Origin of the sequence: Limnobacter sp. (genome assembly GCF_036846585.1) — a bacterium.
Lineage (GTDB): Bacteria > Pseudomonadota > Gammaproteobacteria > Burkholderiales > Burkholderiaceae_B > Limnobacter.
In genome coordinates this window covers 1-13,126 of sequence record NZ_DAIUBR010000048.1, presented here as the reverse complement: position 1 = coordinate 13,126, position 13,126 = coordinate 1, and the positions used below count along the sequence as shown (strand labels likewise).

Here is a 13,126-nt window from a genome sequence, read left to right as displayed (position 1 = left end):
CCCCAATTTACTTATCGAGCGGGGTCAAACTGTTCAAATCAACCGAGCCACTTCTGTCACCAATGCATTAAACGGTGGACTTCAGGTGATAATTACAGACCACCCCTACTTTGACGACGACCAACGTTTCAAAGATGCAGTAGTTGAGCGGTGGATTGATGGGCGAAAACTTGTTCCTGAAGAGTGGCCCGCCACATAAAATTCAATAAATCAAAAATGACGCTGATCCTAAACTGCACAAAAAAACTGCTTGATCGCATCAAGCCGTCGTCCACCGTTCCAGATGGTATGTCAAGCACCTTGCTTGGCAGTTGGTATGCCACAGCTTTGTTCTGGAAACCGCAAGTTGCTCTACTAGTCAACGAGAAAACGCTACTGCCCGTGCTGATGCCATTGGCTCCCGCAACAAACTTGGCAACGCGCTTTCCAAAGCACCTGGCGGTTGTTTTATGTGCTCATGGCCTGCCACGGCAGTTCATCGACCATGAACTTGCCCAGATGAGCGAAGTCCAGTACGCCAAAACCTCGAACCGCAGCGTGGTTAGCATCATGAACCAGTTTTCGTATCAAGCAGAGGTATACCGCGAGTACCTTGAGACGAAAGACCTGCTGGCGTTGTCGCTCAAGTTGGCTGAAACGCCATGTAGCCCATTGTACAAAAGTGCCATTTCGCCAGATCGGGAATTACTTGCTCTCGTTAAAACGACTGGCTTTGTTGTGTGAAACATGAATGAAGGTCTCGGAGATGTTTTTCACACCTTGTGCAAAAAACACATTTAACATATATTTTGTGAAAATAGCACACAGAGATTCATATGGTTGCGCTTTTAAAACCTACCCCCACCCCCCAAAGCGTATTGAACAAAGCCATGTCCAATGCCGCCGCCCAGCTTGATCTAACCCAAGCCCAGCTTGCACAGATCATCGGAAAAGACCGCACGGCGATAAGCCGGGGCAACATCAGCCCCGACTCCAAAGCCGGGGAACTGGCGCTTTACTTTATTCGCTGCTACCGCGCCCTGTACGCGCTGATGGGCGGAGATCGGGACAACATGCGGCACTGGATTAAAACAGCCAACAGTCATTTGGGTGATGCAAGCCCAATGGAGCGGATGGGTTCTGTCGCTGGTTTGGTCGAAGTGATGCAATACCTGGACGCAATTCGCGGCAAGATCTGATTTATGCCCGAAAACTTTCTGATTGATACTTCGGACATAAAGCCTTTAAATATTTTGTGCCAGCGCATGGTTGAAAGCCAGGAAAGCATAGCCACAAACGAAATTGTTGATACCCTGGAAGAACAGGCGCTTTTAGAAGCACTTTTGGAGAAATCCAAACCCAACCTGCCCAAAGCCGCATTGAAGCTGCACTATTTGCTGGCCACGCCGTTTCGTTACCCACCATTAAACTGGGGCTCCCGATTCGGCGTTCGTAACGAGCGCGGAATTTTCTACGGTTCGCTGGAAACCAGAACGCTACTGCATGAAGTTGCTTATTACACTTTTTTATTCTTGAATGGCTTGCACTCGCCTCTACCCCAACCCCTGAAAACCAGACACACCCAGTTTTCAGTGGTGTTACAAGCTGATCGCGCTGTGTTACTCAACAACCCGAAGTTTGATGACATTCAACCGCGCTTAAGGCATTTAAGTGATTACACCTTCACCCAGCAATTGGGCACCCATATGCGGGCACTGGGTGTTCAGGCATTTCTTTTCTACTCCGCCAGAGACCAGGACAACGGTCTTAATGCAGGTGTATTCGACCCTTCTTGTTTTACAGGGCAAGAACCTCGCGGAGAAAGGGAATGGTTTTGCCAGGTTGATCAGTCTGCCGATGAAGTCACTTTTTACTGCCCTGCCACAAAGCAAAGTGCGCAATTTTCTGCCGACTTGTACCGCGTGAACGGGGTGCTGCCAAAACCAGCGTAAAAATGCGTTGCCTCTAGCCCAAATCGGCGCGAATCCCAATGCTTCGCCTTTAAGAAAACCTGCCCGTTTGAATTCACATGCCACGATCGGCAGCATGCCGACAATCCGCTCGACCTTCAGTTTTGTCGAGCGGATTGAGTCAGTGTGAACTTCAAAAAGGGAAAATCAGGTTTTCAGGCGAGGCATTGGGATTCGCGCCGATTGGGCCTTAACCAGGCAAGCGATTGGGTTTAGGAACGTTGGCTGCTAACTCAAACCGCAGCAAGTCGCCACAAACTGGTCACTTCCTTAGACCGTGCGTCAAACAGAGCATCACTGGCATCAAACGCCTTGCCGTGTTTTGGCTTGGCATCAATTCGAGCAAGCACTTTCAAACCAGCCAACTCGATCCAGCCCAGCAATTCTTCACGCGTACGCAGTTTCAAGTGTTCAGCCAAGTCAGACAATATTAGCCAACCCTCGCCACCCGCATTCAAGTGCGCCGCCAAGCCAGCCAAATATGCTTTCAGCATGCCGCTGTTTTCATCGTAAATGGCGCGTTCAATCGGTGAAGTGGGCTTGCCCGGCAACCACGGTGGGTTGCACACAATCAAATCGGCTTTGTTGTCCGGAAACAGGTCGGCCTGTACCACCGCCACCTGCTTGGCCATGCCAAGGTTTTGAATGTTGAACCGTGCACATTCCAGCGCACGTGGGTCGTTGTCGGTGGCCACAATATTGCTCAACCAGCGCTGGGCCAGCACCGCAGCCAACACACCAGTGCCCGTGCCCACATCGACTGCTGAACCGTTAACCTCGCAGGCCTTGGGCAAAGGCGCTTTCAACACCAAATCAACATATTCACCCCGCACCGGCGAAAACACGCCGTAATACGGATGGATGCGGTTGCTTGGGGGATCGCCCAGCGCGGAAACCTCCACACCCTTTTTGCGCCATTCATACGCACCCACCACACCCATCATTTCACGCAGCGAGGTCACGATCATTGGGCCATCGGCTTGCGGCTCACCCCAGGCTTCGGAACAGGCAGCCAACACATCGGGCGCACGGCGCAGCGAAATGCTGTAATCGGCATTGAAGGGGATCAGGATTGAACCTAAAATACGCGCGCGCTGTGCCTGGGCTTGGCGGTACAGGTGAAATTTCTGCGGGTACTCCACATTGTCCTTGCCAGACTTGGCAGCTTTGCCTTTCTTGTGTTCTGCGTTCTTGTCCACCCGGCGAACCAAAGCCTGCATCAACTGGCGGGCATTCTGAAAATCGCTTTGCCACAGGAACACAGTGCCTTCGCAAGCCAGCCGATAGGCCATGTCGGCAGTCAATGTGTCGTCGGCCAGCATCACCTTGACTGGCACGGCCAGGTTCCGTTCTGATTGCCAGCGCGCACTGAAAGTTTCATCGCCCTTGGTCCATTGAATTACAGGGGTTTCTTGGGCTGATTGCATGCGGGTTCTCGCGGTGATTGGCGTATTGATTCGTGTAAACTTCTTCAGGGTCGCAGTGTACCACCTTGGGTGGTTCGCACCCCAACTCACCCCCCGTCAAATTAAGTGGCTGTTGTCTTGATTAAACCATCCATTGTCATCGTAAGCCCTGCCCTGGCTGATTCCAACAACGGCAACTGGCAAACTGCCCGCCGTTGGCAACAGTTTCTGTCCAATTCATTTGATGTTCGCATCGTTAAACAGTGGGAAAACACGCCAGCCACCGAACGCGATGTGGCCATGATTGCGCTGCACGCGCGGCGCTCGGCCGACTCCATTGCGGCCTGGTCGCAAAGCCGCGGCCTAAAAGGCCAGGCAAGCCCAGGGCTGATACTGGCACTGACCGGCACCGACCTGTACCGCGACATTGAAACCGACGAAACCGCGCAAAAGTCGCTGGAACTGGCACAGCATTTGATTGTGTTGCAGGAAAAGGGGGTCGAGAAACTCAGCGAAGCCCTGCAGACCAAAACCACCGTTATTTTTCAATCCACCACGTCGCGCAAAACCCTTGCAAAGGCCAAACGCCGCTTGAAGGTGGTGATGGTGGGCCACCTGCGCGATGAAAAAATGCCCCAAACCCTGATGGAAGCGGCAGTGTTGCTGCGTGGCTACCCCGATATTTACATTGATCACATTGGCGGACCGCTCGACCCCGAACTGGCACAAGCCGCCCAGGAAACCATGCAGGTGTGCCCGAACTACCGCTGGCTGGGCAACCAGCCGCACGGTGCCACCCGCACACGCATTCAACGCGCCCACGTGCTGGTACACGCCAGCAAAATGGAAGGCGGGGCACATGTGATCATGGAAGCGGTGTGCAGCGGTACACCCGTGGTGGCCAGCTACATTGACGGCAACATCGGCATGCTGGGCGCGGGTTACCCCGGCTACTTCCCCTTGGGCAATTCCCACGCGCTGGCCAATGTGCTTACGCAATTGCAGGAAGACATTGTGAATCCGAAACCCCTGCCACCGGGTAAGGTTGATTTGTACACCAAGCTGAAGAACCAATGCGCCGAACGGGCAAAGTTGTTTGCCCCGGAAAATGAACAAAACGAATTGATTCGACTCGTACAACGAGCCACCAAGAACAACGACACTGAAGTAGAAGTACACCATGCAAACATCTGATCAACCCATCCTTCGCGACATTGTGCTGGTGGGCGGCGGCCACAGCCATGTGGGTGTGCTGCGCATGTTCGGCATGAAGCCCTGGCCCGGAGTGCGTTTAACTCTGATTTGTACCGACATTCACACCCCCTATTCCGGCATGCTGCCCGGTTACATTGCCGGCCATTACAGTTACGACGACGTGCACATCGACCTGGGCCGCTTGTGCGCCTTTGCCGGTGCCCGTTTATTCAAAGACGAGGTAGTGGGCATTGACCGAGCCAATCAAAAGGTCATTTGCAAGAACCGCCCGCCGGTGGCCTACGATGCGCTTTCCATCAATATTGGCAGCACGCCGCAGGTGCAACTGGTGCCAGGCGCCCTGGAAAATGCAGTGCCAGTCAAACCCATTGCGAAGTTTAATGAACGCTGGGTCAGCTTGCTTGAGCGGGTAAAAACCCACGCAGGCAAAACCACCATTGCCGTGGTAGGCGGTGGCGCTGGCGGTGTTGAACTGGCTTTGGCCATGCAATTCCGCTTGCGCAATGAACTGACCACAATGGGCCGCAACCCCGATGAACTGGAATTCCATTTGTTCACGGCCGATGCCGATGTGCTGCCCACCCACAACCCCGGCGTGCGTGCGCGCTTCGAAAAAGTATTGAATGAACGTGGTGTAGCGCTGCACCGCGATGCAGAAGTGGTGCAACTGGATGGCCACACCCTGCAAACAAAACAGGGCGAACGCCTGCATGCCGATGAAATTATGTGGGTCACGCAGGCAGGCGGTGCAGCCTGGCTAAACAACACCGACCTTGAACTGGATTCCCGCGGATTCATCAATGTGGGGCCGACGCTTCAGACCACGCGCGACCCCAAAATTTTTGCAGCAGGCGACATTGCCAATTTAACCAGCACACCACTGGAAAAGGCCGGTGTATTCGCTGTGCGCATGGGCAAACCACTAACCAAGAACCTGCACCTGTTTGTGCAGGGTGCCGACCTGCTGGAATACCGCCCCCAGAAAACCTGGCTGGCCTTGATCAGCACCGGCGACAAGTACGCGGTGGGGTCCAAGGGATTGTTGGGCTTTGCCGGTTCTTGGGTGTGGCAGTGGAAAGACTGGATTGACCGCCGCTTCATGGCGAAATTCAGCGAGTTTCCTGACATGGATCCTCATGCGAAACCAGCCAGTGGCAACAGCACACCCAATTTGGCATTGACGCAGGAAGAAAGCCTGCAGGCCATTTCCGCCATTGCCATGCGCTGCGGCGGTTGCGGCGCCAAGGTGGGTTCGACAGTTTTATCTCGCGCACTTGGTAACTTAAAGCCGGTGGATCGCGAAGATGTATTGGTGGGCCTGCACGCCCCCGATGATGCTGCGATTGTGAAAGTACCTCCCGGCAAAGCCATGGTGCACACAGTCGACTTTTTCAGGGCTTTTGTAGACGACCCCTATATATTTGGCAAGGTTGCGGCCAACCACGCACTGGGCGATGTGTTCGCCATGGGTGGTGAAGCGCAATCGGCCACCGCTGTTGTAACCGTGCCGCCTGGGCTGGAATCGAAAGTAGAAGAACTGCTGTTCCAGATGATGAGCGGTGCAGTGGAAGTATTGAATGATGCCGGCTGCGCACTGGTAGGCGGCCACACCGGCGAGGGCCGTGAACTGGCACTGGGTTTTGCCATCAACGGCTTGGTGGACGAGAATTTGGATGGAGTGATGATCAAGGGCGGGATGCGCCCTGGCGATGCAATCTTGCTGACCAAGCCCATTGGCACAGGCACCTTGTTCGCAGCACTGCCACAATTGAAAACCAAAGGCCGCTGGATTGATGCGGCACTGGAATCGATGGTGAAAAGCAACCGCTTGGGCGCACAGTGCCTGCGTGAATACGGATCGAAAGCGTGTACCGACCTGACTGGTTTCGGGTTGCTGGGCCATTTGGTAGAAATGACACGGCCTTCAGAAGTAGACGCAGAGCTGGATTTAAGCGCCCTGCCCCTGCTCGATGGTGCGCTTGAAATGGTAAGCGCCGGCATTGTGAGTTCGCTGCAACCAGCCAACGTGCGCTTGCGCCGCGCCATTCGCAACCAGGCAGACTATGTGAACGACCCACGCTACCCACTGATTTTTGACCCACAAACCGCAGGTGGTTTGCTGGCCACGGTGCCAGGCGACAAGGCGCAAGCCTGTGTAGAAGCACTGAAGAAACTGGGTTATGAACACACCGCCATTATTGGTCGAATTTTGCCGCAAGGTGAAGCGATCGAGCCGATTGTATTGAAAGGCTAAGGAAGCACCATGCCGTTTGCTGTGCAACAACACTGGAAGAAAACAGCCCTGCTGCTGCTTGCGGCGCTGATGTGTGTCATCTGGCTCAGCATGGACGTATCACTTCAAGACATGCTGGCTGCGCAACGGGAACTGGCCATGCATTTCATGGACCACCCCACCCTGGTCACCCTGATTTATTTTCTGGTGTTTCTCGTGCTGACAGCCCTGTGCCTGCCCGGCGCAGGCGTGCTGATGCTGGTCGGCGGCGGCTGCATGGGTTTTGGCCTGTGCATGGTCGTGTCCACGGCGGCATCGGCCTTTGGTGCCTTACTGACCATGCTGATTGCGCGGCACTTTTTTCGAGAGTCGGTGGAAACCCGGTTTGCAAACAAGTTAAGCGACATCAACAAAGGCATTGAGAAAAACGAAGTGGTCTATCTGCTTAGCTTGCGCTTGGCCCCGGTTATTCCATTCGTTGCGTTCAACTTGCTGGCGGGGCTTACACGGGTAAAGCCTTGGGTCTTCCTGTGGACCAGTTTTCTGGGCATGTTGCCCGGCACCATGCTGTATGTGAATGCGGGCTATGAACTGGCCAAGGTGAACCGGCTGGAAGAACTGATTTCGCTTGAGGTGGTGGTGTCGCTTGCGGCGCTGGCTTTGGTGCCGTTTGTTATTCAATGGGGAACACGGCAATTTCAACTGCGCAAGGTAGCGTAAGTACCTCGGCGCGAGTTAATGCCCAATCGGCGAACGCTGATAGCCCAATCGGCGCGAGTCCCAATCACTTGCCTGAAAACCTGTATTTCCCTTATTGAAGGCGAAGCGATTGGGACATCGCTGCCGATTGCGCTTTAAGCCAGGCCGGTGATTGATCAGTCAACTCGGCAGTGGGTTTGCCTGTTCCGCACATTCAAGAAACCGCCCCTTGTGAATTGATTCGCTGCGCTTGGCGAATAGCCAACACCGAGACTCGGCCATGTTTTTTGCCGAGCTCGGTGAGCAAGAATTTATTCAAAAGGGAAATAGCGGTTTTCAGTGCGGAATCAGGCAACCCCGACGAGGTGGCAAAAATCACGCAACCGGATTATCGAATGTCAAACAACTCAACATCAAACACCAAATCGGTGTTGCCTGGAATGGGGCCTGCACCACGCGCGCCATACGCCGTGTCTGAAGGACAGAACACGATTGCACGATCGCCCACTACCATTTCACACAAAGCCTGCGTCCACGCAGGAATTACTCGGTTCAACGGGAAAGAAATTTTTTCATTTCGGGCAATTGAACTGTCAAACACCTTGCCATCAAGGAAGGTGCCTTCGTAATGGACCTCAACGATCGAATTCGGCGTGGGTTTCTGTGTGCCCGTACCACGCTTGGTGAATGTTAGCTTTACGCCAGAAGGCAGTACAAGTTCGTCGGCGGGTTGGGTGTCGCTCATGGCAAATACTCCTAAAAAAGTACTGTAATTGTACTTTGGAGTTCAGCACCGAACCACAAACCAAGCTCAATGCACCTGATAAAAAATACCCCATCGATCATTCACAGGGCGAATAAACCAATAGTTTTTGCGCCTGTCAGGGGATTCCGTTTCCTTTTCCACTGCCTCTTTGACATTAGACACAATCAACTCTGGATTGAATTCGCTGCCTTTCCAAATCAAACCCGTTACCGCGCCGGAAATGCTGATCCCTCCCTCGCCGGTGATAAATAGAACGCCTCCGTAAAATGAATCGTGATGCGCCAACCGTACCCCCGCGTCAGCCAGTGCTTCAATTTGTTCATCGCTTAGTTTACTGATCAGCGATTCCGGTTCTATTCGAACTTCACGACCCGATTCGGTGGTGATATCACCGCCCCGCAGGTCAACAATTGCTATCGGATCTTCGTCCCAAATAATTTTTGCAATGGGTGCCAATTCCTCGCCGCGCTCTTCAACCAGGTCAATCAGCGTTTCATCGTCTTCAAGTACCGCGCAGGAAGTTAAACCCAACCACACCGCCAGCGCCACAACCGCGATCCATTTAAGCACTTTGATCATGACTTCCTCCGCTTTGCGTCTGCGGAATGTACGTTGCGACGCATTTCGTCTGTAATGTACCTGGACAGCTCGTCGATATTTGCCATGGCTTGCGGATGGTTAGGTTTGATTAACCCAACAGGCTAGTCGACTTTGGCAAAACCACAAAAAACAAGGCAACCGAATCACTCCATGGGGTGGCCCGATCGCCCTGCCTTTCTTACTTCCAAACGTTCAATAAGTTTTATAGGGCAGGAATTTGCCGCTCATGTTGATACTGACACGGTCGCCCATGGGGTTGGGTTCACGCTGCAAGTCCATCTTGAAGTCGATCGCGCTCATGATACCGTCGCCAAACTCTTCGTGAATCAGCTCCTTGAAGGTGGTGCCGTACACGCTAATCAATTCATAAAAGCGATAAATCAAGGGGTCGGTGGGCACGGCTGTGGGCAGCGATCCCTTGTAAGGCACCACTTGCAGGCAATCCACCGCCTCGGGTGGCAGGGCCAAATACTCGCCAATCTTCTTGGCCTGTTCTTCGGTCAAAGTCATTTGGCCCAGCAACGCGGCTGTGCTCCATTCCTTGGACTGCCCCAATACCTTGGCGCAGTCGTCCCAAGTGCATTTTTTCTTGCGCTTGGCCAATACAATCATTTCGGTTACGTCGGTTCGTTTCATGGTGCACTCCTTTGAATCAAATTAAGTGGGGGTGTTGTCTCGTTGTTGGCCAAGGCTTTCAAGCCGGGTCGAACCACAGCGGGTTGTTTGTGTAGTTCAGCGTTCAACTTGTTGCCATCGGGCTCGGTTGTGGGTGCAGGTGCGGCGCGGTTCACCAAAAAATCAACCAAATGATTTCGAATGGCGTAGTACTGCGGATCGTGGTGCACGGTGCTGCGAGAGCGTTCACGGGGCATGGTGTTCTCGACAATTTCAGCAATGCGGGCGCGCGGGCCGTGGCTCATCAACATCACTTTGTCGGCCAGCAAAATAGCCTCATCCACATCGTGAGTAATCATGAACACGGTTTGCCCGGTGGCCTTCACAATTTGCAGCAACTCGTCTTGAATGGTGCCGCGCGTTAGCGCATCCAAGGCGCCAAAGGGTTCGTCCAGCAACAGCATCTGCGGCTGAATGGCAAAGGCACGGGCAATGCCCACACGCTGCTTCATACCACCGGAAAGTTCGTGCGGCTTTTTGTGTGCGGCTTTGCCCAAGCCCACCATGTCCAGGTACTTCATGGCATGTTCGCTGATTTCTTCAGGCGACTTTTCAGGCCAGCGCGAACGCACACCAAACTCCACGTTTTTCAGCGCTGTCATCCAGGGCATCAGCGCATGGCTTTGAAACACCACGCCGCGGTCCAGCGACGGGCCCACCACTTCCTTGCCGTTCATGATCACGTAGCCTTGCGTGGCTTCATCCAGCCCGGCCAGAATGTTCAAAATGGTACTTTTGCCGCAACCTGAATGGCCGATGATGCAAACAAATTCGCCTTTCTGAATGTCGAAGTTCACGGCCTCAAAGACAGGTGGTACAGAGGCATCCGACGGCGCATAACTTTTCACCAAACCTTCCACTTGCAGGAAGGCAGCAACTTTCTCGGAAGGCACCAAGTCTTTGCTGAATATTTTGTGTTCAGTCGTCATTGTTGTTTACTCCTTGTAGCTGACCAGCTTGGCCATGCGGGCCAACAGCGTGTCGAGCAACATGCCGATCAAGCCGATGAACAAAATGGCGCTGATGATGTTGGCAATCGACAGGTTGTTCCATTCGTTCCACACGAAGTAACCAATGCCGGTACCCCCAACCAGCATTTCAGCTGCCACAATCACCAACCAGGCAATGCCCACGGAAATGCGCATGCCAGTCATGATGGTGGGTGCTGCTGCGGGCAAGATCACTTGAAAAGCGGTGCGCAGCGAACTCACTTCCAGTGTTTTGGCCACGTTCAACCAATCGCGACGCACCCCCGCCACACCAAACGCGGTGTTCACCAGCATGGGCCAAATGGAACAAATGAAAATCACGAAAATGGCCGATGTGTCACTGTCCTGGATGGTGTACAAAGCCAGCGGCATCCACGCCAAAGGCGACACGGGCTTCAAAATTTGAATGAAGGGATCAAGCGCTTTGTAAAGCAATGGCGACATGCCGATCGCAAAGCCCAATGGAATCGCCACCAGTGCTGCCAAACCAAAACCCACCAGCACACGGAAAATGGAATAACCCAGTTGAATGCCAATGCCTTTGTCATTGGTGCCCCGGTCGTAAAACGGATCACTCACATGGCCCCACAGCTTTTCACCCACATCCCCCGGTGTGGGCAATGGGGTTTTGCTGCCAGTCGATGCAGCTTGCCCTACCAAAGCGGCATATTCCGGATCCACGTTCACTGCGTTTTGTTCGGGCAAGGTGGCAATGGTCCAGATGGCAATCAACACCACAAGGATCAAACCCGACAAAGCCCATGGCGCCCATTTCTGTTTCTTGAAGTCTTTCATGCCATTCAACCCTTGGTCCTGGAAATCGCAAAGCTGTTGAGGTATTCCTCTGGCTTCTTCGGATCAAACGGCTTGCCCATCACACTAAATTTTTTGTCCAGCGTAGCGGGTGGCTGCATACCCACTTCTTTCATCAGGCGGGTTGCATCGGTGGCCAAAAACACATCCTTGGCAATTTTGTTGTAGTCCACATCGCCCTTGATCTGCCCCCAGCGTTTCATCTGCGTCAAAATCCAGATGGCGAAGCTTTGGTATGGGAAGGGGTCAAAGTCGATGCGCTGCGGGTCTTTCTTGATGCCGCCCAAACCATCGGCGTACGTACCGGTCAACACTTGCTCCACCACCGTCAGCGGTTGGTTCAAATAGTTGGTGGGTGCAATCGCCGCTGCAATTTCCTTGCGGTTCTCGGCTTTGCGGGCATACGCGGTGGCGTCCAGCACGGCCTTTAACAGCGCCTTGTAGCTGTTGGGGTTTTGGGTCACGAATTCCTTGCTTGCTGCAAACGCGCAGCAGGGGTGGCCGGACCAAATTTCTTTCGACAGAATGTGAATAAAGCCCACGCCGTCATACACCGCACGCTGGTTCACTGGGTCGGGTGCCAGGAAGCCGTCAATGTTGTCCGCGCGCATATTGGCCACCATTTCGGGCGGCGGCACTGAACGAATTTGCACATCGCGATCAGGGTCCAACCCAGCTTCGGCCAGATAATAGCGCAACAGGTAGTTGTGCATGGAATAGTCAAACGGCACTGCAAACTTGAAACCTTTCCAGTCTTTCGGGTTGCGTTTGTCTTTGTGCTTCATGGCCAACGTAATGGCCTGGCCATTGATGTTTTCAACAGCGGGCATGGTCCATGGAATGGCATTTGAACCCACCCCCATTGAAATGGCCAAGGGCATGGGCGACAGCATGTGTGCCGCGTCGTATTCTTTGGCCAGCGATTTATCACGCACCACCGCCCAACCGGCTGTTTTCACCACCTCAACATCCAGCCCCTGCTTGGCATAAAAACCCAAAGGCTGCGCCATGATGATCGGCGTTGCACAGGTAATTGGAATGAAGCCCACTTTCAGCTTCTGCTTTTCCAAAGGGCCGTTGCTTTGTGCAAAGGCTTCTTTGGCCGCAGCCAAAGGGAACAGGCTGCCGATGGCGGCCATGGCAGTACCACTGCCCACCACACGCAGGAAATTACGACGCAACTGGTCGTTGGGGAACAGCGCGTGCATCACTGCGTTTTCAACGGCACGCTCTTCCATCTGTTGCACAGCCAGTTGTTGATCGTGCTCGGCCTGGCTATTGTGTTGCCCACAGGCGCAGCGCATGCCAAGGCGGGTATTGGGGTCAAACGGGTTCTTGAAAAAGGACATTGTGAACTCCTATGCGGTTTTGCAACAATCAGGCTGAAGCGCGGTTTAAAGCGGGTCGAAAATAATCAATGTCGTGTTGGTACTGCTGGTAGGCCTTGGTGTACTCCATCACGCGGGCCACCTCGGCAATAAACTCTTCGTCGTAACCTGCGCGGCGCAGCAAGTGAAAGCCCACTTCCATGCCGCTGGCAATTCCACCGCCCGTTACAATTCGGCCAGCGTCCACCACGCGCGCGCGGCTTACCTGGCAGGCAGGTGCAATTTCCGCCAGGCGGTCGATTGGGGTTTTGCCAAGGTGCGATGCTTCAAGGCGATCGGGTTCTTTGCGGTTGGTGGCAGCAAGGCCATCAAGCAAACCCATGCGGGCGTAAATCCACGAACCCGTGCACACACTGGTCAGCAAACAATTGGCTGGCAGCGAATGGATGTAAC

14 protein-coding genes and 1 pseudogene are annotated in these 13,126 nt (G+C 53.8%); 7 read left to right on the top strand and 8 right to left on the bottom strand.

Annotation, left to right across the window (positions count from 1 at the left end; translation table 11 throughout):
• From V7028_RS14645 to V7028_RS14630, 4 genes are all read left to right on the top strand, one after another.
• Nucleotides 1-199 (top strand): hypothetical protein (locus V7028_RS14645; RefSeq protein WP_334120821.1); only part of this gene is annotated, 199 nt, incomplete at its 5' end.
• On the top strand, nt 184-723 hold the full coding sequence (locus tag V7028_RS14640) for a DUF6933 domain-containing protein (protein WP_334120820.1): 540 nt from the start codon (nt 184-186) through the stop codon (nt 721-723). The genes V7028_RS14645 and V7028_RS14640, both read left to right, overlap by 16 nt.
• A 92-nt stretch (nt 724-815) precedes the next feature.
• A complete protein-coding gene (locus tag V7028_RS14635; protein ID WP_334120819.1) occupies nt 816-1,178 on the top strand; it encodes an MbcA/ParS/Xre antitoxin family protein in 363 nt (120 codons plus the stop codon).
• Nucleotides 1,179-1,181: 3 nt separating this feature from the next.
• Nucleotides 1,182-1,931, top strand: coding sequence for an RES family NAD+ phosphorylase (locus tag V7028_RS14630; RefSeq protein WP_334120818.1), 750 nt, complete (start codon nt 1,182-1,184; stop codon nt 1,929-1,931).
• Between the two features lie 251 nt (nt 1,932-2,182).
• Here the strand turns inward: V7028_RS14630 and V7028_RS14625 are convergent, their stop codons facing one another.
• A complete protein-coding gene (locus V7028_RS14625) occupies nt 2,183-3,376 on the bottom strand; it encodes a class I SAM-dependent methyltransferase (RefSeq protein WP_334120817.1) in 1,194 nt (397 codons plus the stop codon).
• Between the two features lie 117 nt (nt 3,377-3,493).
• On the opposite strand from V7028_RS14625, the gene senB reads away from it, so the two are divergent.
• From senB to V7028_RS14610, 3 genes are read left to right on the top strand one after another with little or no spacing between them, the layout of a single operon-like run.
• Entirely contained in the window at nt 3,494-4,549 is a 1,056-nt protein-coding gene (gene senB, locus V7028_RS14620) for a selenoneine biosynthesis selenosugar synthase SenB (protein WP_334120816.1), read from the top strand.
• Nucleotides 4,536-6,824 carry a selenide, water dikinase SelD gene (gene selD, locus V7028_RS14615; RefSeq protein WP_334120815.1) on the top strand — a complete coding sequence of 763 codons (2,289 nt, stop codon included), beginning with the start codon at nt 4,536-4,538 and terminating at the stop codon, nt 6,822-6,824. The genes senB and selD overlap by 14 nt, the downstream gene beginning before the upstream one ends.
• A 9-nt stretch (nt 6,825-6,833) precedes the next feature.
• The gene (locus V7028_RS14610) at nt 6,834-7,523 is read left to right on the top strand and encodes a TVP38/TMEM64 family protein (protein ID WP_334120814.1); all 690 of its coding nucleotides are present in this window, start codon (nt 6,834-6,836) and stop codon (nt 7,521-7,523) included.
• A 367-nt stretch (nt 7,524-7,890) separates the two neighbouring features.
• On the opposite strand, the gene V7028_RS14605 is transcribed toward V7028_RS14610, so the two are convergent.
• From V7028_RS14605 to V7028_RS14575, 7 genes and pseudogenes are all read right to left on the bottom strand, one after another.
• Entirely contained in the window at nt 7,891-8,247 is a 357-nt protein-coding gene (locus V7028_RS14605; protein WP_334120813.1) for an FKBP-type peptidyl-prolyl cis-trans isomerase, read from the bottom strand.
• Nucleotides 8,248-8,313: 66 nt separating this feature from the next.
• Nucleotides 8,314-8,847, bottom strand: a complete 534-nt coding sequence (locus tag V7028_RS14600) for a hypothetical protein (protein WP_334120812.1) — start codon at nt 8,845-8,847, stop codon at nt 8,314-8,316.
• Between the two features lie 213 nt (nt 8,848-9,060).
• A complete protein-coding gene (cynS, locus tag V7028_RS14595) occupies nt 9,061-9,504 on the bottom strand; it encodes a cyanase (RefSeq protein WP_008250133.1) in 444 nt (147 codons plus the stop codon).
• Nucleotides 9,501-10,472 carry an ABC transporter ATP-binding protein gene (locus V7028_RS14590; protein WP_334120811.1) on the bottom strand — a complete coding sequence of 324 codons (972 nt, stop codon included), beginning with the start codon at nt 10,470-10,472 and terminating at the stop codon, nt 9,501-9,503. The genes cynS and V7028_RS14590 overlap by 4 nt, the downstream gene beginning before the upstream one ends.
• 6 nt (nt 10,473-10,478) lie before the next feature.
• A complete protein-coding gene (gene ntrB, locus V7028_RS14585) occupies nt 10,479-11,327 on the bottom strand; it encodes a nitrate ABC transporter permease (protein ID WP_334120810.1) in 849 nt (282 codons plus the stop codon).
• A gap of 5 nt (nt 11,328-11,332) precedes the next feature.
• Nucleotides 11,333-12,694: a CmpA/NrtA family ABC transporter substrate-binding protein gene (locus V7028_RS14580; protein ID WP_334120809.1), complete on the bottom strand. Its 1,362-nt coding sequence runs from the start codon at nt 12,692-12,694 to the stop codon at nt 11,333-11,335.
• A gap of 28 nt (nt 12,695-12,722) precedes the next feature.
• Nucleotides 12,723-13,126, bottom strand: a pseudogene (locus tag V7028_RS14575) (DJ-1/PfpI family protein); the annotation flags it as partial.

Bases quoted from the DNA above. Each gene is read 5' to 3' on its own strand.
- V7028_RS14635 (WP_334120819.1), top strand. From the start codon at position 816: ATGGTTGCGCTTTTAAAACCTACCCCCACCCCCCAAAGCGTATTGAAC.
- V7028_RS14630 (WP_334120818.1), top strand. From the start codon at position 1,182: ATGCCCGAAAACTTTCTGATTGATACTTCGGACATAAAGCCTTTAAAT.
- V7028_RS14625 (WP_334120817.1), bottom strand. From the start codon at position 3,376: ATGCAATCAGCCCAAGAAACCCCTGTAATTCAATGGACCAAGGGCGAT.
- selD (WP_334120815.1), top strand. From the start codon at position 4,536: ATGCAAACATCTGATCAACCCATCCTTCGCGACATTGTGCTGGTGGGC.
- V7028_RS14610 (WP_334120814.1), top strand. From the start codon at position 6,834: ATGCCGTTTGCTGTGCAACAACACTGGAAGAAAACAGCCCTGCTGCTG.
- V7028_RS14605 (WP_334120813.1), bottom strand. From the start codon at position 8,247: ATGAGCGACACCCAACCCGCCGACGAACTTGTACTGCCTTCTGGCGTA.
- V7028_RS14600 (WP_334120812.1), bottom strand. From the start codon at position 8,847: ATGATCAAAGTGCTTAAATGGATCGCGGTTGTGGCGCTGGCGGTGTGG.
- cynS (WP_008250133.1), bottom strand. From the start codon at position 9,504: ATGAAACGAACCGACGTAACCGAAATGATTGTATTGGCCAAGCGCAAG.
- V7028_RS14590 (WP_334120811.1), bottom strand. From the start codon at position 10,472: ATGACGACTGAACACAAAATATTCAGCAAAGACTTGGTGCCTTCCGAG.
- ntrB (WP_334120810.1), bottom strand. From the start codon at position 11,327: ATGAAAGACTTCAAGAAACAGAAATGGGCGCCATGGGCTTTGTCGGGT.
- V7028_RS14580 (WP_334120809.1), bottom strand. From the start codon at position 12,694: ATGTCCTTTTTCAAGAACCCGTTTGACCCCAATACCCGCCTTGGCATG.